The 20,453-nt window shown below is 41.2% G+C and carries 16 protein-coding genes and 1 pseudogene; 8 read left to right on the top strand and 9 right to left on the bottom strand.

Translation table 11 applies throughout. The annotated features are described in order from the left end of the window. Window positions 1–216: 216 nt before the first annotated feature. From F565_RS0114650 to F565_RS0114610, 7 genes are all read left to right on the top strand, one after another. The gene (locus tag F565_RS0114650) at window positions 217–1,725 is read left to right on the top strand and encodes a sensor histidine kinase (RefSeq protein WP_051087092.1); all 1,509 of its coding nucleotides are present in this window, start codon (window positions 217–219) and stop codon (window positions 1,723–1,725) included. Window positions 1,726–1,737: 12 nt separating this feature from the next. Further along, a complete protein-coding gene (locus F565_RS0114645; protein ID WP_020213990.1) occupies window positions 1,738–2,514 on the top strand; it encodes an enoyl-CoA hydratase/isomerase family protein in 777 nt (258 codons plus the stop codon). Window positions 2,515–3,086: 572 nt separating this feature from the next. Next, window positions 3,087–3,410, top strand: a complete 324-nt coding sequence (locus tag F565_RS0114635) for a hypothetical protein (RefSeq protein ID WP_035642702.1) — start codon at window positions 3,087–3,089, stop codon at window positions 3,408–3,410. A gap of 193 nt (window positions 3,411–3,603) precedes the next feature. Continuing rightward, a complete protein-coding gene (locus tag F565_RS0114625) occupies window positions 3,604–5,097 on the top strand; it encodes a hypothetical protein (RefSeq protein ID WP_020213987.1) in 1,494 nt (497 codons plus the stop codon). Window positions 5,098–5,268: 171 nt separating this feature from the next. Then, complete coding sequence (locus F565_RS0114620; RefSeq protein WP_020213986.1) at window positions 5,269–6,834, top strand: hypothetical protein; 1,566 nt, start codon at window positions 5,269–5,271, stop codon at window positions 6,832–6,834. Between the two features lie 256 nt (window positions 6,835–7,090). Then, window positions 7,091–8,245: an ergothioneine biosynthesis protein EgtB gene (egtB, locus tag F565_RS0114615; RefSeq protein WP_020213985.1), complete on the top strand. Its 1,155-nt coding sequence runs from the start codon at window positions 7,091–7,093 to the stop codon at window positions 8,243–8,245. Between the two features lie 2 nt (window positions 8,246–8,247). Beyond that, on the top strand, window positions 8,248–9,207 hold the full coding sequence (locus F565_RS0114610; protein ID WP_020213984.1) for an L-histidine N(alpha)-methyltransferase: 960 nt from the start codon (window positions 8,248–8,250) through the stop codon (window positions 9,205–9,207). A gap of 261 nt (window positions 9,208–9,468) precedes the next feature. Here F565_RS0114610 and F565_RS23430 read toward each other — a convergent pair whose 3' ends face one another. The 9 genes and pseudogenes from F565_RS23430 to F565_RS0114570 all read right to left on the bottom strand — a co-directional run bounded on the left by F565_RS23430 (window position 9,469) and on the right by F565_RS0114570 (window position 19,146). Next, window positions 9,469–9,735, bottom strand: a complete 267-nt coding sequence (locus F565_RS23430) for an SH3 domain-containing protein (protein WP_394363195.1) — start codon at window positions 9,733–9,735, stop codon at window positions 9,469–9,471. 237 nt (window positions 9,736–9,972) lie between these two features. Beyond that, window positions 9,973–10,215, bottom strand: a pseudogene (locus F565_RS23425) (tetratricopeptide repeat protein); the annotation flags it as partial. Between the two features lie 317 nt (window positions 10,216–10,532). Continuing rightward, the gene (locus F565_RS0114600; protein WP_020213982.1) at window positions 10,533–12,365 is read right to left on the bottom strand and encodes a BatD family protein; all 1,833 of its coding nucleotides are present in this window, start codon (window positions 12,363–12,365) and stop codon (window positions 10,533–10,535) included. An 80-nt stretch (window positions 12,366–12,445) separates the two neighbouring features. Beyond that, complete coding sequence (locus tag F565_RS0114595) at window positions 12,446–13,237, bottom strand: tetratricopeptide repeat protein (protein ID WP_020213981.1); 792 nt, start codon at window positions 13,235–13,237, stop codon at window positions 12,446–12,448. Further along, window positions 13,237–14,274 carry a vWA domain-containing protein gene (locus F565_RS0114590; RefSeq protein WP_020213980.1) on the bottom strand — a complete coding sequence of 346 codons (1,038 nt, stop codon included), beginning with the start codon at window positions 14,272–14,274 and terminating at the stop codon, window positions 13,237–13,239. The genes F565_RS0114595 and F565_RS0114590 overlap by 1 nt, the downstream gene beginning before the upstream one ends. A 2-nt stretch (window positions 14,275–14,276) precedes the next feature. Beyond that, on the bottom strand, window positions 14,277–15,281 hold the full coding sequence (locus tag F565_RS0114585; RefSeq protein WP_020213979.1) for a vWA domain-containing protein: 1,005 nt from the start codon (window positions 15,279–15,281) through the stop codon (window positions 14,277–14,279). Window position 15,282: 1 nt separating this feature from the next. Next, the gene (locus F565_RS0114580) at window positions 15,283–16,908 is read right to left on the bottom strand and encodes a hypothetical protein (RefSeq protein WP_020213978.1); all 1,626 of its coding nucleotides are present in this window, start codon (window positions 16,906–16,908) and stop codon (window positions 15,283–15,285) included. 230 nt (window positions 16,909–17,138) lie between these two features. Next, window positions 17,139–18,005: a DUF58 domain-containing protein gene (locus F565_RS0114575; RefSeq protein ID WP_026300070.1), complete on the bottom strand. Its 867-nt coding sequence runs from the start codon at window positions 18,003–18,005 to the stop codon at window positions 17,139–17,141. 136 nt (window positions 18,006–18,141) lie between these two features. Then, entirely contained in the window at window positions 18,142–19,146 is a 1,005-nt protein-coding gene (locus F565_RS0114570; RefSeq protein WP_020213976.1) for an AAA family ATPase, read from the bottom strand. Between the two features lie 498 nt (window positions 19,147–19,644). Between F565_RS0114570 and F565_RS0114560 the strand changes: the two genes are divergently transcribed. Next, window positions 19,645–20,400, top strand: a complete 756-nt coding sequence (locus F565_RS0114560; protein WP_026300069.1) for an SDR family NAD(P)-dependent oxidoreductase — start codon at window positions 19,645–19,647, stop codon at window positions 20,398–20,400. Window positions 20,401–20,453 lie beyond the last annotated feature (53 nt).

Raw genomic sequence — 20,453 nt, 5'->3', positions numbered from 1 at the left:
TTGTATGTGAATTTTGATTTTAAGGACGATAATATTAACTAACCGTATTATTATTGAAGGGAGTGTAGCTACTCCCTCTCCTTTGGAGAGGGCTGGGGAGAGGACAAAAAATGTGTTGGATAGTCCTGATAGCTATCAGAACGGCGTAAAGTCATAGGTGTGCGTTATCAAGGCAGATTTAAAACAAAAATTTGGGGTAGATTTATTAAATAGTTAATGAAAGAAAAGCTAAATATAAAACGGTGGTCATTGCGGGTAAGGATATTCCTGTCGATGATATTTATTACCCTAATAGCGTCGTTGCTTATAGCGGTGGTATCTATTTACCAGTTTAAAAAAGAAGCTAAAGAATACCACCAGGACAGGCTGGAGCGCAAAGAGAACTCTATAAAAGAGCACATAAACTACATACTTGCTACTACTACCTACCCGCTTAATACAGAGAATTTACCACTTATTTTCCGTGAGCGCATACACGAGCTGGCAAACATTCACGGTACCGAAATTAATATTTATGACCTTAACGGCAAACTCCTGAAATCGAGTAAAGCGGCATTTTCTGTAGATACCGTAAGCCAGATGATACCCGTAAATGTACTGCGCGTTATCCGTTCTACGGCAGAGAAAAGGTACGTAGACCTTAAATCAGAGAATGGCATAAAGTACAGGTCGGCGTACAGTTATATAAAAGATACCCGCTTTAAACCCCTTGGCATCCTTAACCTGCCGTATATAGAAGATGATGGTTATTACGAAAAAGAGATCAATAATTTCCTTATCCGCTTTATGCAGGTATACTCGTTCATGCTGCTTATCTCGGTTATAATTGCCTATTTCCTTTCCAGTTACATTACCAAATCTATTAAAGAAGTGTCTGACCGTATTAAGGAAACCCGCCTTAACGAAGTAAATGAAAAAATAGACATGGGCGACTCCCCTCAGGAAATAAGCCTGCTCGTTCACGCCTATAACGATATGGTAGAAGACCTTGACGAAAGTGCTGCCCTTTTAGCCCAGAAGGAGCGGGAAGAAGCCTGGCGCGAAATGGCTAAGCAGGTGGCGCACGAAATCAAGAATCCGCTTACCCCCATGCGCTTAACGGTACAGAGTTTTCAGCGCAAGTTCGACCCTAACGACCCTAACATAAAGCAAAAGCTTAACGAATACAGCGACACACTTATTCAGCAGATAGACACCATGACATCGGTGGCATCGGCATTCAGCAGTTTTGCATCCATGCCGGCACAGCAAAACGAAACCCTTAATGTAGTTAAGGTGGTGCAGCTTGCGCTGGATATTTTTAACGAAAGTTACATTACTTTTTATGCCGAAGAGCCACGCATTGTTACCCGTATGGACCGCACGCAGCTTATAAGGATCATTACCAACCTGGTTAAAAATGCCACGCAGGCCTTACCCGAAGATGAACCTATGCCGCTTGTAGATGTTCGCATTTTTCGCGATGGCGATAAGGCTAAAATTACCGTGCGCGATAACGGCAAGGGTATAAGTGCCGAAGACAAACATCGTATTTTTGAACCTAAATTTACCACCAAGACCAGCGGTATGGGGCTGGGCTTAGGCATCATAAAGAACATTGTAGAAAATTACCACGGTACCATAACCTTTACCAGCGAACCCGGATGGGGCACCGTGTTTTTAGTAACGCTGCCCATTATAGAGGCCGAAACAACCGAAGAACATAACGAAACAACAAACCACTAAACTATAAAAACTATGGCTCACGAAAATGTTATTACCACCACCGAAGGAGGCATTGGTATTGTAACCATTAACCGCCCTACAAAACTTAATGCCCTTAACCGCGCTACTATTTTAGAGCTAAGCGAGGCCATTACCGCGCTCGATGATGATGCAGCAACACGCGTAATTATTGTAACCGGCAGTGGCGAAAAAGCTTTTGTGGCAGGTGCAGATATTGCCGAATTTTCTGAATTTAATGTAGAGGAAGGCGAACAGTTAGCATCGTTAGGGCAGCAATTATTGTTTGATATGGTTCAAAATCTTGCCACACCTGTTATTGCAGCCATTAATGGTTTTGCACTGGGCGGAGGTTTAGAGCTTGCTATGGCGGCGCACTTTCGTGTAGCGTCAGATAATGCTAAGATGGGTTTACCGGAGGTGTCCTTAGGGTTAATTCCGGGGTATGGTGGTACGCAGCGTTTACCTCAGCTTATAGGCAAAGGCCGCGCTATGGAAATGATAATGACGGCTGCCATGATAACGGCCGACGAAGCTAAAACTTACGGGCTTGTAAACCACGTGGTACCGCAGCCTGAACTTATAGATTTTTGCAAAGGCATTGCCGCTAAAATAATGAAGAACTCTCCGGTAGCCATAAGCAAAGCTATTACAGCCATAAATGCCAGCTTTACGTCAGGTGGGTTTGCTACAGAGATTACCGGCTTTGGAGAATCTTTTGGCACCAACGATTTTAAGGAAGGCACTACAGCTTTTATAGAAAAAAGGAAAGCGGTTTTTACAGGGAAGTAAATACATAACCGCATAAAACTAAGGCTTACCAAAAACAGGTAGGCCTTAGTTTTTGTTAAGTACCTAAACAAGAAGGAGGGATTAATTTACTGACACTAAAAAATCTATGATGCGTAATTTAGAAAAATATTACGAGGAAACCCATTGGCAAGAAATAACGATGGAAGCAAGCTAAAAAAACAGATTGGCAGGATGATGTTAAACAAGAGTACAACCAGATTTATATTAGTATGTTTGATAGGGTTATTAATCTCTGTCATCATTCTATTTCCTCAGGAAAACGAAAAAGCATTATTGTTTATGATGGCTATTTACTATTTTCCATTATATTTTTTTGCTAACATTTTAATAGCCTATATTATAGATTATAATCGTGGTGCCGTTTTTAATCATTTTTTTTTTAAAATATTCAGGATTACGGTTTACTTTGCGCTGGTCGTATTATTTATAATTTCTTTAAATCATTATTTTCATGAAATTTTATTGTTTTCATTTTTAGTTCATTTTTTTGCTCTATCACTTTCTATTTTAATCTATAATCAACATAAAGTTGGATATTAATTCTTTGCAGAATGAGCATCTTGGCTCTCATGCTACATGCCCTTTGCAATATATTTCTGGTTGTAGGTCGTGATGTTTACTTCTTTACCATAGGGCGAGCAGACAAATCTAAAAAAAACGAGCCTATTCTTGGTAGTAGAGGGGGATATAAGGAGATGAGTCTTCATTCGATAAAAATAAGCGGAGATGGAATTGTAACCCAAAAGGAACTTATAAGCAATGACGATGCAAAGTTTACCTTTATGCCTAAAAAAGGGGTAGTAACAACTCCGGGTACTTTCTATTGTCTTGGCAGAAACGATAAAGAAAGGCAGTTGCTTAAAATTACTTTTTAACAGCTATTAAAAACACTTGCCGCTGCTTACATTTTACTTCAATTTAGTTTGTGGTTTGGGTATAAGCAGCGGCTTTTTTATAAATGCTACTGCCCTCTAAATTTGTTGATAATATAATTATTAACATAATTTAAGACATTATTTTGTGTTAAAAAACATCTATATTTGCCCGGAATACCAACAAACCAAACCCGTGAAAAAAATCATATTCTCCGCATTATTATGCCTTAACCTGCTTGCTGCAACTGCGCAGGACATTCCGTGTACCATACAAAAAAGTGAAGTCTTTAAAGATGAATATCGAGATTCGTACATTAAATCTGTAGAAGATGATGGTAGCGGTGGCGTTGTTATAGGCCGCAATTTTTACAGTAGCCAAAACTTATATGGGTACTATTTTGAACATTATGATGCCAATATGAAGCTTATTAATGAGCTAAAATATGCACCGGAAGATACCCAGGTTGCTGGTTTTTTTATTAAAGGCGACAAAATTTATATTATAGAATTTAATTACGATAAGGCTAATAATGCAGTGATATGCAGTGGTAGCACGGCTAACCTGTCGGATTTTAAGTTTACTAAAAAGGTACTCTTTAGTCTTACCAAAAAGGAATTTGAAGCTGTAAGTTTTTTTCAGAATTTCCGTATGACACCCGTAGTCGTTACAAATAGTTCTAAAACTGCTTTTTGCGTATCTACCACTGTTAATGATGCCGGGTTAGGAAAAAAGGTTCATAAAGTACATATATATGATATGGATTTTAACCTTAAAATAAGCCATGCCTTTAAAACAGATACTAATGAGAGGGATTTTAGACGGGAAAATATACAAATATCTCAGGATGGTACTGTAGCTTATTTTTTAAATAATACAGAAAAACCCGATAGGCAAATGCAAAAAACAGGGGGTAAGTACCACTATGAACTTATACGGGTAACCGCTAATGATGTTAAAACACAGGTTCTCGAAACAAATGAGCACATTGCAACATCTTTAAAAATGATCTTTAAAAAAGATGTACTTGCATGCGTGGGCTTCTATTCTTACAAGAACGAGAGAAAGTATAGTGGCATCTGTTATTTTGATATGGACCCTGTAACGCTGCAAGTTAAAACGAGTAAATTTAATACATTTACTGAGCAGTTTATGGCAGAAAAATATGGTAAGGACAAAGATAGTGAACTAAAGCAGATACACACAATAGGGATGCAGCTTAATGACAATAATGAAATTGTTGTTAATGCGGAGGAAACAGACACTGAAACCCCTTCCACTTTTTCTTTACGGGATAATATTATATATGCCAAACTTGCAAATAATGGCGATGTTATATGGGCGCGCAGTATTAATAAACGCCAAACGGCTTATGGGTTAGAAACGTACACATCTTACACACCTGTCTTTAAAGGAAATGAAACATTTCTTTTTATCAATACATCCGAGAAACCTAAACTGGGCAACTACGAAAAGGTACAGTTTTTCCAGAAAGCGGGCAGGGAGGGTGGCCTTACGCTTATACGCATTAAAGATAATGGCGATTTTGATTATAAAAACCTGTTTGAATATAGTAAAAACGATGTACCCTTTATGGTTTCTAAAGGAGGCATTACAAAACAAGGCAACTCGATTTATTTTATAGGCAGCAGAGATAAGAAAAAGCAATTGCTTAAATTAACAATATAACTACTGTTATTACATTTATATAATAGCCGTATGCTGTAATGGTATGCGGCTTTTTTCTGTTGAGTATTTCTCTAAAAAATGTGTCAATAATACAGAAATTAACATAATTTAAGATACCATTTCGTGTTAAAAAACATCTATATTTGTGCGCAAAACCAACAAACCAAACCCGTGAAAAAAACCATATTATCAGCATTATTATGCCTTAACCTGCTTGCTGCAACTGCGCAGGACATTCCGTGTACTATACAAAAAAGTGAGATATTTAAAGACAAGTATAGAGATTCAAAGCTTATATCCTTAGACGAAGATAGCAAGGGTGGCGTAGTTGTTGCGCGTTCTTTTATGGGCAGCGTTTTTAACAGCGATACCTGGGGCTATTATTTTGAACATTATGATGCTGATATGAAGCTCATTAATGAATATGAGCATTTTGTTCGCGGTTTTGTTCTTGGTACCATTGTTAAGGATGATGTAGTAACCATGGTAGATTTTGGATATGACAAAGAAACTAAAGAGTTTGTTTGCAATGCCAACGTTGCAAGCCTTAACGATTTTAAATTTAAGACAACTGAACTTTTTCGCGTTCCCAGAAAAACGGTGCACACAGGGATAATCTTTTCGGGGGGCGGCAGTTCCGACAGTGATAACTTTGCTGCGATGCTTACCAATACTGAAAAAACAGCCTTCGCCATATCGTTAGATGTAGATGATAAGGAAGAGAAAAAGGAAATACATAATATATATGTATATGATTTAAACCTGAAACTTAAAATAGACCATACGTTTAAGAGGGATATTAAGGACAGAAAATTTACCTACGAAAATATAGATATATCTCAGGATGGCAATGTTGCTTACCTGTTAGGAAAAGCAAGGACGGCCGAGAATAAAAAGAAAAAAGAGGGCGGCAGGTACCAGTATGAGCTAACGCGTATAACAAACAGCGATAGCAAAACCCAGGTCTTTGATACCGATGAGCATTATGCGGCCTCCTTAATACTACTATTTAAAAAAGGCGGTATAGCTTGTGCTGGCTTTTATTCTGACAGGAACGATAGCCGTTTTAAAGGCCTTTGCTATTTTGAAGTAGACCCGGAGTCTCTTGCTATTAAAAAGAGTAAGTTTAACCCTTTCCCTGAGCAATTTATGATAGATAAATATGGTAAAGATAAAGACAAGGAGCTGAAAGACATAAGCTACCGGGATATTTTTCTTACCAGCAATAATGAAATCGTGTTTAATGCAGAAGAGCGCTATACCACAACAACTTACAGCGCTTATGGTACGCCGGGAGTTCCTTCGGGCATGGTGGGAGGCCGTTATTCTGTAGTATATCATTTTGACGATATTGTATCGGCAAAGCTGGCAGATAATGGCGATCTTGTTTGGGCGCGCAATATCAATAAACGCCAAAGCTCCGGTGGCTCAGAGTCGTTTGTGTCCTACTCATCTATGGTTAAAGGCGATTACACCTATTTTTTTATAAACTCTGCCGACAAGGTTTCTAAGCTAAGTAACGACAGGATTCAGTTTAACCAAAAATCGGCAAAAAGGTCTAACCTCAATGTTATACGCATTAACCAGAATGGAGAATTTGATTATAAAGAATTACTGGATGATAAAGATAACGAAGTACCCTTCATGGTTTCTCAGGGGGTTGCAACACAAGGCAACTCCATTTATTTTCTTGGACGTAAGGGTAAAAAAAAGCAACTGCTTAAATTAACAATGTAACTTTTTTACACTATATATCAAGCCGCATACCATTTAGTGGTTTATGCGGCTTTTTTGCATATTAAGGACACGCGTTTCTGGTTACCGTTTCAGATTGATGTGTGTGATTTCATCGCAAAAAAATAGTACCCACCTGTTTATAAGAAGATTAATGTGTTGCATTAAACAGGGATGTAAACACCTGTTATATTTAGGTTAAAGTAATTTTGGCATTAACATAATTCGTAACTTGTATGCTTACACACTTTACTGCTTTATGAGTCTCTCTGAACATTACCATACCGTAAGAAAAAAAACCGAAACCATTTGCAGCTACCTGCATACAGAGGATTATATACCCCAGCCAGTAGACTTTGTGAGCCCGCCCAAATGGCACCTGGCACACAGTACCTGGTTTTTCGAAACATTTTTGCTTACTCCTTACCTGCCCGATTACAGGGTGTATAACGACGATTTTGGTTTCTTGTTTAACAGCTATTATAACAATGTAGGCAAAAGGGTTTTTCGTGCTACGCGTGGCAACATTACCCGCCCCAGTGTAGCTGAGGTATATTCGTACAGGCAGTATGTAGACATGCACATGGATTTACTCCTGCAGCTTAAAAGCGGCGATGCAACCGTGCACGAGCTTATAGAACTTGGCCTGCAGCACGAGCAGCAGCACCAGGAACTACTGGTTACAGATATTAAATACATACTGGGCGGCAACCCCATTTTTCCTGTTTACAGCGAAGATATAAATTGGGAGGCCGACCAAAATAAAACCAGCGGCTTTGTAACAATTCCCGAAGGGATTTATGAAATAGGCCACGGCGGCAACGGCTTTAGCTTTGATAACGAGCATGGCAGGCACAAAGTTTTTCTTCATGAATTTACCATTGCCAATACTTTAGTTACTAATGCCGAATATCTTGAGTTTATAAATGCAGACGGGTACAGCAACTTTAATTACTGGCTTGATGAAGGCTGGAGCTGGGTTACCGAAAATAAAATAGACGCACCGCTTTACTGGTACAATGTAGAGGGGGAATGGCATAACTATACCCTGGCAGGTTTGCAAAAAGTAGATCCTGATGCCATTGTAACCCATATTTCTTTTTACGAAGCCGCCGCTTATGCCGAGTGGAAACACATGCGCCTGCCTACAGAGTTTGAGTGGGAAACCGCAGCCGCACAACTTGACTGGGGCAAACGCTGGGAATGGACACACAGCGCTTACCTGCCTTACCCCGGCTTTGCAAAGCCCGATGGTGCACTGGGAGAATATAACGGCAAATTTATGATTAACAAGATGGTGCTTCGCGGGGCATCATGCGCTACCCCAAAAGGGCATAGCAGGACAACTTACCGCAACTTTTTTCACGCTGCCGAACGCTGGCAGTTTACCGGCATACGCCTTGTAAAACTATAATTATGGCTACAACCACTACAATACAATCTGCCTTTGCACAAGATGTTCGCAAGGGTTTTACCGCAAAAAATAAACACCTGTCGTCTAAATATTTTTATGATGATGCGGGTAGCCGCATTTTTATGGAGATCATGAAAATGCCGGAGTATTACCCTACCGCCTGCGAATTTGAGATAATGCTGCAGCAATCGGCACAAATATTAAAGCAGTTGCAATTTACAGGACAGTTTAATATTGTAGAGTTTGGCAGTGGCGATGGTGCAAAAACAAAGCATTTACTTAATGCTTTTACAAAGGCAGGGGCACAGTTTACCTATATTCCCATAGATATATCACAGGAGGCTATAGATGCCCTGCAGGATAATATAACTGCTTTTGTACCCGGTGTAGATATGCAGCCGCGCACAGGAGATTACTTTGATGTGCTCGAAGAGCTTAGTGGCAGCGCTATCCCTAACCTGTTCCTGTTTATGGGTGGCAACATAGGCAATTATTCACATGATGATGCCATGGCTTTACTCCTAAAGTTTAACGCCGGGATGAAGCCCGGCGATAAATTGCTTATGGGTATCGACCTGCAAAAAAATCCGAGAATTGTACAACTGGCCTATGATGACCCGCATGGTATTACAAAGGCATTTAACATGAACCTGCTGCAACGTATAAACAATGAGCTTGAAGCAGATATTAGCCTTGACCAGTTTGATTTTTACAGCAACTATAATCCTAAAAATGGCGAGGTAAACAGTTTTTTGGTCAGCCTGAAAAAGCAGCATTTTCATAGCACGGTACTTAACGAAACCTTCTTTTTTGAAAAGGATGAACTTGTATGGACAGAGCTTTCTAAAAAATACAGTTTTACCGGCATAGAATCGCTTGCCAAAGAAGCAGGTTTTAAAGTAAACCACAACTTTATGGATTGTAAGCATTACTTTACCGATAGCCTTTGGGAGAAAATGTAGTGAATTTTAGTTTTCAGTCACAGTCGCAGTTTTCGGGTAGAAACGCAATGCTTTGCTTATCAGGCTTTATGTTATCTCTTAATTTTTTCAATTATGAGTAAACATATCCGAGTGAAGAGAAGGTCTTAAACTCTGTAGCATAAAAAGTTAGAGCCTTGTTCCGATAGCTATCGGGATTGCTTCTTTTGTTTCAAGACAAAAGAGGTGAGATAATTAAAGATGTATATTTTACAGTAGGGAGAATTCTAATCTGTAAACCAATTACTTCAACGCCCTTATCGCATCCTTCTCAACCCATCCCACACTATCATCGGCCAATACAACCTTGCTCCAGTTACCAACGGTTTCCTTAATATTTACTTTAGTGCCTTCATGCAGTATAAAGGCATCTTTTGCAGAAGCAGATGGTTCTGACTTAATGGACACCACCTCGGCATATACAATCGCCGGATTTTGCCCGGCCTCCTGCGAGCGCACAAATGCCGCAGCAAGTATACTAAACAGGCTGCATAAAACAGCTAAACACATACCTGTAAAAAATATACGTTTAAGCAGGGTAGTACCCACCAGGTAATAACCTAAAAACAACAATATAAAAAATCCTGAAAACGATACTGCCACCCACGCCCATGTGTTGTAATGGTACGTACCGGTAATGCCATAAAGCATTTTAGAGAGGCCTACTTTTGGTGCTTGCTTAATATCGTCTATAACCAGTTTTTGGGCATGGCTAAGGTTTACCTCGGTATCTTTATTGCCGGGATTAAGCTGTAGTGCCTTTTCATAATTAAATATGGCGGGCGCCACATTATCCAGCTTATAGTAGGCATTGCCCAGGTTAAAATACAATTCAGACGATTCCTGTTTTTGTTTAAGCACACCTTCGTATTGCTGTGCGGCACCGGCATAATCGCCTTTGCGGTACAGTTCGTTGCCTTTATCAAACGACTGTGCAAAAGCGGCCTGTGTTGTAACTAATAGCAATACTATATATAATAACTTTTTCATTTTCTATACTTCGTTAACCAGTGACCAACCTGCATGGTTTTTAAAAAAATTAAGTGTTCAGACGAACGATTAATGAGTATTAGAAGTCCCGGAGGGACGACATGTCTATAGTTTTAATAAGTAAACATTTTTTGAGCTTCAGAGAAGCGGCATGTTTCTTTTTGGTGCCGCTTCTCCGAAGCTTTATTACCCTCTCGCTAAAATTTCTATAGACATGACGCTCCTCCGGAGCTACTGTTCTTCATTTACTCAACTAAAGGTTGTAAAACCTTGCATAAGCTCTAAGCATCTAAGAACCTAAGCCTCTGAGCCTCTATCTATATCTGCTTAGATAAATCAGTTATAACCTTAACCGCATTATCATAATCCTGCTGCATTGCCGTGCCCGATGATGGCGCATACCTTGCAAACTCGCAGCTATCCATAATTGTACTAAACTCATTAACCGTTTCCGGTTTGGCGTTGCGGGATAGTAAAAGTTCCCTTACATTATCGCGGCTCAGCTCGGCAGTTTCTATATTAAGCCTTGCCTTAAGGAAATTGTGCAACGCTTTTTCCAGCGCAAGGTAAAATGGCTCTTTGTTACCCAGTTGTTTTTTGGCATCCGATAAATACTTACGTGCCAGCTTGTTGTTTTGCCTTATTTTGTTGCCGGTAACATCGCTGTCGTAGGCATCCTTTTTCTTTTTGGCCAATACAATAACCGGAACGAAAATTAACGGCAGGAACAGTAGGATATAGTACAGCGCAGAACCAAAAAAATCTTCGCGGTCTACGGCTTTAAGCGATGTTTTAAGCATTACAGGTCTAAATGTTTCATTCATACCCGGTGTTTGCTTAGCCAGTTTTTTATTGTTTGCAATTGCAGCATTTTCGGGTACGCTAAGCACGTTTACCATAATCTCGGGCGATGTTACCGTTTTATACTTGCCTGTGCTGAGGTCAAACCATGAAAACGACAATGGCTTAATAGGGTATTTACCTTTTTTATTAGGCACAATAGTATATAAGTCTGATATGCTGCCTGTCATACCCGTTAGCGGAGTCTTTACATTTTCCTTATGTTCCGGGTCATACATTTCGAGTGCATCAGGCACTACAGGTTTAGGCAGGTTAAACAGTTTAAGGTTACCCTTGCCCGATACAGTCACTGTTAACTGTAACGATTCTCCCGCTTTTAGCGTAGTCTTGCCCGGTATAACTTTAAAGTCGAAGTCGCCCACCGCACCTGTAAACGATTCCGGTTTACCCGCTTCAGGCAATGGCCTAACGGTAATATATTTTTTGCCTGTGGTAACCTGCGTTTTTGCAGGCTGCATCTCTGGCCTGCCATACATATCGCGCCTTCCGGTAAAGATCTCGGTATTTAATTCTACTACCAGAGGCTCCAGTTCGAGCCTGCCGCTTTTTTGCGGGTACAGTACTGTTTTGCGCAATATTACATAACGGTAAGGTTCGCCTTTAAAGGTTCCCTGCTCTACCTTCATGTGCTGGCCGTCTACCAGTTCATTCTGACTCCAGAAGTCATTATACTGCGGACTCTCTTTCTCAAAAAAGTTGGTCACGCTGCTGTTGTTGCTCACATAAAGTTTATACACCACGTTAACCGGCTGGTTAACATAAGGGCTGGTATTGGCAATCTCGGCAACAAGATGAATGCCATCTCCCGGCTTTTGCGCCATTTGCTGGTCGCGTTCCTGCTGTTGCTGTTGTTGCTGCCTTTGGTAAGGGTTATAGGGGTTGTAAGATGGAGCAGGCTGTGGGTTAGGGTTTGCCACGGCTTCGCCCACCTCTATTTTAAAAGGCGACGACTTATACGTTTTACCGCCTATCTCTATAGTTGCCTGCCCCACGGTAAATGTACCTTTAGCCTTGGGCAAAAGCACATAGGTGTAACTTTTATTAAAGCTGCGCACCCCGTTAACCCACGAGTTGCTTATCATTTGGCCGGGACCCGATGCTGTAAAGCCCTGAAACGTGGGTGGCACAAAATTATCGCCATCCTGGTTCATGCTAAACTCTACGCGCACCCGCTCATTAACACCTATTTTGGTGCGGCTGGGTGTAGCTTTAAATTCTACAGGAGGCTGCTGTGCAAAAAGCCCCTGTAGCGATAGCAGTAAAAAAACTATTAAAATATACTTCTTCATTGTCTTAGTTCCGTAAACTCAATAAATCTAAGCCACAAATTTTCAAATTACCAAATCGACGAATCACCAAATTAACAAAACTACCAGTCTTTTTCCTGTTTTTGAGGCTGGCCCTGTACTTTTTTAGCATTAAGCTTGTCCTGTACTTTTTTCTCCTCGTTGTTCATGGCATCCAGCATGTTTTCCATGCGCTGCTTGCTTGGGCTGGCAGGTTGCGGTTTAGGCTCACCCTGGTCTTTTTTATCCTTACCGTCGTTTTGCTTATCCTTTTGGTCGCCTTTGTCCTTATTGTCTTTCTGGTCGCCCTTATCTTTATCCTTATCTTTGTTGTCGCCTTTTTTATCTTCCGGCTTCTGGTTCTTGTCGTCCTTTTTATCTTTGTCCTTGTCTTTATCCTTATCCTTTTTGTCGTCTTTTTTAGGCGGCGGTGGCGGATTGTCTTTCAGCATTTTTTTAGCCAGGGCAAAGTTATAACGCGTTTGGTCATCGGCAGGGTTGTTGCGCAGTGCGTTTTTATATGCCTCTACCGCAGCCTGATAATTTTTTTGCTCCATAAGGGCGTTGCCCATGTTATGGTAAGCAAGGTGTTTTTGAGGTTTGTCTTTAGCTACCTCAACCGCTTTAGAGTATGCCCATAGTGCCTCTGCCGGTTTCTTTTGGCGGTAAATGGCATTGCCAAGATTATAAGTAGCTACTGCTTTTGTGGCATCTTTAGAGTTAGATATGCGGTAGTTAGCCTCGGCATCTGCATACTCCTTTTTATCATATTGTTTGTTGCCCAGCGGCAGGCTGGTATCTTTTTCGGGTTTCTTTTCCTGCGAAAAAGCCAGCGCGGCACACAGCATAAGGCTATATGTTAGTACTTTTTTCATTATTCTTTTTCGTTAAACAGGTTTAGTTTTTTAATCCATTTTGTTTTGCGTTCCAGCAGGAATATCTCCAGGAAAAACAGTACAAATGCCGCTCCTAAAAACCATTGGAACTGCGATTCATACAACGCCACCTCTTTCGATTCAAATTCGGTTTTCTCTATATTCTGCAATGTATTTTTAAGGTAATCAGTAACCTCTTTAGTGCTATTGCCGTATATATAACCATTTTTGTTTGCTGCAAGGGTTTTAAGCGCATCCGGGTATAGCTTGGTAATTACAGTTTCGCCCTGATTGTCTTTTTTATAACCCGTTACGCGGCCGTTACTGTCTCTTAGTGGTATAGGCCCGCCTTTCTCTGTACCCACGCCAATTGTAATTATCCTGATGCCTTTTTTCTTAGCCTCGGCTGCTGCCTCCTGGCTGCCTTCGCCGTGGTCTTCCCCGTCAGATATCAGTATAAGTACTTTACTGGTTTTAGGATTATCGTAAAACGTACCGGCAAGCTGTATGGCATCGCTTATGGCGGTACCCTGAGAGCTTACCATATCGGTATTTACGCTTTGCAAAAACATCTTGGCCACGCTGTAATCTGTAGTTATGGGCAGTACCGGGTAAGCGCTGCCTGCATAGCCCACAATACCTATCCTGTCGCTGCCCAAACTGTTTATTATTTGCGATACTATCTGCTTGGCTTTGCCCAGCCTGCTTGGCTGCACATCTTCGGCAAGCATACTTTTAGATACGTCTATGGCAAAAACAATATCTACGCCTTCGCGTTTTACAGTCTCTGTTGCCGTACCTATTTTAGGGTTAACCAATGCTAAGACAATACCGGCAAACGCCAGTGAAATCAAGATTAGCTTTAAAGTTGATTTAAAAGTAGAGCGATCCGGGCTTAATTTTTTAACCAGCTCCGGATTGCCAAATTCACGCTGCTTTTTACGTTTCCAGTACAGGTTGTACAGGAATACCAGCACCAGCACGGGGATGATGAACAGCAGGTATAAATATTTCGATTCGTCTAACTCGTAGTCCATAGTTATATAAAACTTTTGTAAAGTGTTCTTCGTGCCACCGCTTCGGCAAGCAGCAGCCCAAAAGCTGCCCATACCCACGGGCGGAATTTTTCGTCGTAATTATAAAACTTTTGTTCCTCTATTTCGGTTGTTTCCAGTTTGTTTATCTGGTCATAAATTTCCTTCAGCTTGTTGTTGCTGGTTGCCCTAAAGTAGGTGCCATCGGTTGTTTTGGCAATCTCTTTCATAAGGTCCTGGTCTATTTTTACATCCATCATCTGGTATACAAAAGAGCCGTCGGGTTTTTTAGCATAAGGAAACTCTGCCTTACCATTAGTACCTATACCTATGGTATATACTTTTATACCATACTCTTTAGCCATAGCGGCACCCATTCGTGGGTCTACAAAACCGGAGTTGTTTACACCATCTGTAAGCAATATAATAATGCGGCTTTTTGCCTTGCTGTCTTTAAGGCGGTTAACGGCAGTGGCAAGGCCTACGCCTATGCCTGTACCATCCTGCAGCACAGAGTCGTCATACCTAACCGATTTTATAGCCTGCTTAACCAGTTCTTTATCGCTCGTTACGGGCGTTTTTGTATAGGCTTCCCCAGCGTATACTACCAGGCCTATACGGTCGTTAGGGCGGTTATCTACAAACTCTGCCGCTACCTTTTTAAGGGCATCAAGGCGGTTAGGCTTAAGGTCGCGCGCCAGCATAGAGCCTGATACGTCCATAGCCATTACAATATCTATACCTTTTGTAGAGCTTATTTTATTGTTAACATCTACCGTTCTTGGCCTTGCCATGGCTACAATTATAAGGCTTAACGCCAGAAGGCGGAAAACAAACAGCACCGGTTTTAGCTTTGCCAAAACAGATGGGGCCGCCTTAAACCCGTTTAGTGTACTTATAGTAAGCGTGGCGGTTTGTTTTTTACGCTTCCAGATGTACCAGCCTATAGCCAGCGGAAGCAGTGCAAAAAGCCAAAAGAACCCCGGATGTAAAAATGTTACGTCTTTCATGTTATTGCTGGTTCAGGGTTCTTAGTTCTATCGAATTTTTTATGCGCTCCAGTATCTGCATGCCATACTGGTCGCCCTCGCGGTACTGTACCATAACCTGCTGCAGGCCGCCCTGTTGCTTAAACACATACAGCTCGTAGTAAGCACGTACAGGAGTTTTGGTAATAGGGTCGGGCAGGGTCATGTTACCATACGAGCGCATACCGGTAATACCTTTCTCTGTAGCAAAATCTTCGGTTTTAAGCAATATGTTAGATGCTCCGCGGGCTTCCCACAGTTTAGCTGCACCATCGAGTACTTTATTAAGGTCTACCTCTGTTTCCTGTTTATAGCTAAGGGTAGATACTTCTATGTAAAAATTCTCGTTTAACGAACCGTAGCCAAACGTGCTCATCTCTTTAAGGAGTGCCATAGTTTCTTTAGGGACGGTAGCCTCTACATTTATACGCTTAAGTACGCGTGGAGTTTCTACAGTAACGCCTGGGCTTCCATATTCGCTCCTTACCCATTCGCCATCTACAAGCTCTTTAGTGTTGTGGCCTATGTAGTTATCCCTTAAATAATCCATGCCCACGGTAAAGCCAAGAAGTATAAGCAGGGCTACAAACAGGCTTATAGACCCGGCAATGATCATGTTTTTACGTTTCTTCTCTTTCTTTTTGCGCTGGGCTTCCAGCCAAAGCTGGGTATGGGTATCATCCTCCGGAGTTTCCTCAGGGATGTTGCGGTCTATAACTACAATGGTTTTTTCTATACGGGTACGGTCTTCGGCAATTTCAAAATCAAGCGGCTTGCTCTTGGCAAACTTTACAAGGTCGGCATTGCGAAGCACCTGTTCCAACTGCTCAAAAGTTTCGGGGCGCAGGCTCATTTTTTTGCGCTGTACCGCACTACGCATGGCCTCAATAAGTTCGCCTGTAGTGCTTTCCATAGCCGGTATGTGTATTGCCTCTTCTATATAGGTACGGGCAATGTCGGCCATTTCGCTATAGTATTCTTTAACGGCACCCTGTTGTAAAAGCTCTTTCTTTTCAAGGTCCTGCAATTGTGCTGTAGCAATTTCTATAGGCGTTTTTATAACAACAGGTTTGGCCTTTTCTTTTGGTTTCCTGTTCTTTAAAAAATACCACCATGCGCCAAAGCCTGCTGCTGCAAGCAATACTAAACCTAACAGGATATACCACCAGGTGTTGTCGCTCTTAGCTTCTACAACCGGCTTAATATCAAACATTTTTTGCTTAAGTGTGTCTACCTTAATGTTGTACACCTCTACCGCAAGAGAGTCTGTTTGTATGGTTTTATTATTGATAACCACAGGGAGGCGCGGAATTACATAGCGGCCGGAGTCGAACTGGGTAAGCCCGTACTTTTTAACCAGCTCATAAATTGCCCCTTTGCGAATGGTATCTATAGGGTAGGAATTGATAACCTCTAGCTGGCCAAAGTTTTTTCCGGTAGGGAAACTTACTTTGGCAGCGGTATCTACCGTGGCTTTAAGCGTAAGCTTGGCCTGGCTGCCTATCTTTATTTTAGTGCTGTCTAAACTGGTTTGCAGCGGCTTTTGCTGCCCAAAGGCAGTAACAGCGGCAAAGCAAAACAGCAGGACATATAATTTTTTAATGATCATTATCTATTTATAATTTATTAGCCTTTATGCTTATAAATGACAGGCTTACTACAAAAATGTAAGCCATCTGTTGCAACATACTATACAGTTATTAACCGTAAAAATCTTAAAACCATTTCGTCAACACTGCTGACTCAGTATAGCTCTTACACTAATCCCACAAATTTTCACCAATTTATTCGGAGAATAAGTGAAATTCGTGTCTGTTCCATCTTATGTCTGCATGTACCTTACGCCCTGGCTTTAAAATAGCCCAGCAGTTTAGTTACATAGGACTCGTCTACACGGGTGCTTAGCGACCCTGCACCGCAGCGGCTAAAGGTTTCCTTAAAATATTTTACACGCTCCTGATAGTATTTTTCATACTGCAGGCGCACACTTTTAGAACCGGTATTCACTAACAGGGTTTCGCCGGTCTCGGCATCGGCCATGTTAACAAGGCCTATGTCGGGCATTTTTTCCTCGCGGGGGTCATACACGCGAACTCCGGTTATATCGTGTTTCTTGGCAGCTATCTTAAGGGTATGCTCAAAATCTGCCGACATAAAATCGGATATCAAAAATACGATGGCCCTCTTTTTAAGTACACCGGCAATAAACTTAAGTGCCACGGTAATATCGGTCTTTTTACTTTTAGGCTCAAACTCTACCAGCTCGCGGATAATGCGCAGTACATGCGATTTTCCTTTTTTGGGTGGTATGTAAAGCTCTATCTGATCTGAAAACAGTATAAGGCCTATCTTATCGTTATTTTGCGTAGCCGAGAATGCCATGGTAGCGGCAATCTCTGTAACAATATCTTTTTTAAAGGAATTTTGCGTACCAAAACTTTCGCTGCCGCTAATGTCTACCATCAGCATCATGGTAAGTTCGCGCTCCTCTTCAAACACCTTAATGTAAGGCTCGTTGTAACGCGCGGTAACATTCCAGTCGATAGCCCTAACGTCGTCGCCAAACTGGTACTGGCGCACCTCGCTAAAGGTCATACCACGGCCCTTGAACGACGAATGATATTCTCCCGAAAAGATATGATTGCTCAGCCTTTTGGTTTTTATCTCTATTTTACGAACCTTCTTTATTATATCTTTTGTATCCATGAATTTTTGTTTAAAGTTTAAGGTTTCATGTTTTTGCCTGTTCTGTACGAACAAGTACATCGTTTAAATTACTGCCGGTACGAATGCCACACGGGGAGCAACTTTAAACTTTAAACCTGAAACCAAAAAAACTAATTTATGGAACCTCTATCTCGTTTACTATTTTATTAATAATGTCTATAGATGTTACGTTCTCTGCTTCGGCCTCATACGTTATACCTATACGGTGGCGCAATACATCATGTACTACAGCGCGAACATCTTCGGGAATTACATAACCCCTGCGTTTAATGAATGCATAACACTTAGCAGCGGTAGCAAGGTTGATGCTTCCCCTGGGCGATGAACCAAAGCTTATAAGCGGTTTTAGTTTTTCAAGCTTGTATTTTTCAGGGTAACGGGTAGCGAAAATAATATCAAGAATGTACTTCTCTATTTTCTCGTCCATATACACCTCGCGCACAGCGGCCTGTGCCCTTAATATCTGGTCTACGGACACTACCTGATTTACGGTTTCGAAAGCGCCTTTAAGGTTGGCACGCACTACAAGGCGTTCGTCTTCCATTTTAGGATAATCAATAACAGCCTTAAGCATAAAACGGTCTACCTGGGCTTCCGGTAACGGGTAGGTACCTTCCTGCTCTACCGGGTTCATGGTTGCCATTACAAGGAATGGCTTTTGCAGCTTAAAGGTTTCTTCGCCTATGGTTACCTGCTTTTCCTGCATGGCCTCAAGCAAAGCCGATTGTACTTTAGCCGGAGCCCTGTTAATCTCATCGGCAAGGACAAAGTTTGCAAATATTGGCCCTTTTTTTATGGTAAATTCGTTTTGCTTAACGTTGTATATCATGGTACCCACAACGTCTGCCGGTAATAGATCGGGTGTAAACTGTATACGGCTAAAGCTGCCTGCCACTGCCTGCGATAATGTATTAATGGCAAGTGTTTTTGCAAGTCCCGGTACACCCTCAAGCAGTATGTGCCCCTGGCCTAAAAGGCCTATAAGCAGTCGCTCTATCATGTACTTTTGGCCTACAATAACCTTGTTCATTTCCATTACGAGCAGGTCTACAAAGGCGCTTTCCCTTTCTATTTTTTCGTTGATAGCCCTTATGTCTAAAGCGGCAGTATTATCTTCCATAGTATATTAAAATTTGGAGTGTGAATTTAGTAAGCTTTTTTCATATTGCAAATTCATTGCCGAAAAATTTGCATTACCTGTTAACGTGTTGTTAATGATAGTGTTGAATTTGTAAGTAACTGTGTAATAGTACATTTTTTTATTAACGTTTTGGCAATTCATAGCAAAAGCCCTTGTAAGGGCTGTTTTACAACGAAAGTATTTTAAATAAAGTATAAAACTGTTAAAAATTATAGCATAAAATAATGCCAAACCCTGCGGGTTTGCTATAATTTCGCTCAATTTACGTATTATAATAAAGGTATCTGCAAAACGGCAGGAGGTTTTACATTTATTTTACTATGCATGACTTAATAAACAAGCCTTTTGTTTAATTTTATGCCCGAAATATAGTTGCCGAAAACGAAATAGCTGGCAATCATCAAATAACAAAAAATCAAAATACAATTTTGTGGGCGAAAGAGAAATCTGAAATCTACAATCTGAAATCTGAAATAAATAATGAAGACAGTACTCATAACAGGCGCAACAAGTGGCATAGGCAGGGCTACGGCACGTTTTTTAGCTAAAAATAAATTCAGGCTTATAATATGCGGAAGGCGTGAAGACAGGCTGGCCGAACTGCAGGACGAGTTCTCGGCACTTACCGATGTGCACACCTTAAACTTTGATGTGCGTAAAAAAAAGGAGGTAAAAAAATCTATCGCCTCCCTGCCGCCGGATTTTGCCCATATAGATGTACTTATAAATAACGCAGGCAATGCCCACGGCCTGGACCCTATAGAAAATGGCGACGAGGAAGACTGGGACGCCATGATAGACATAAATATAAAAGGCCTGCTGTACGTAAGTAAAGAAGTTATACCGGGAATGGTAGCACGCAGGAGTGGCCACATTATTAACATAGGCTCTATAGCCGGTAAAGAGGTGTATACCAATGGTAATGTGTACTGCGCTACTAAGCATGCGGTAGATGCTATAAACCAGGGCATGCGCATGGACCTTAACCAGTACGGCATTCGTGTAGGTGCTATAAACCCGGGTATGGTAGATACCGAGTTTAGCGAAGTGCGCTTTAAAGGCGACCGCGAAAGGGCAGAGAGTGTTTATGTGGGATTTGAGCCGCTTAAAGCAGAGGATATTGCAGATATTATCCACTTTGTTATCAGCCGGCCATACCATGTTAACATTGCCGACCTTTTAGTATTGCCTACGGCACAGGCCAGTGCTACACTGGTAAACAAGACGATATAAATAACTGCTTAACAAAATAAAGTTTTACTTTCATTTATTTTTACCACATAGAA

It is taken from the genome of Flavobacterium rivuli WB 3.3-2 = DSM 21788, from assembly GCF_000378485.1.
Taxonomy (GTDB): Bacteria; Bacteroidota; Bacteroidia; order Flavobacteriales; family Flavobacteriaceae; genus Flavobacterium; species Flavobacterium rivuli.
This window is presented reverse-complemented; position numbering and strand designations above follow the sequence as displayed.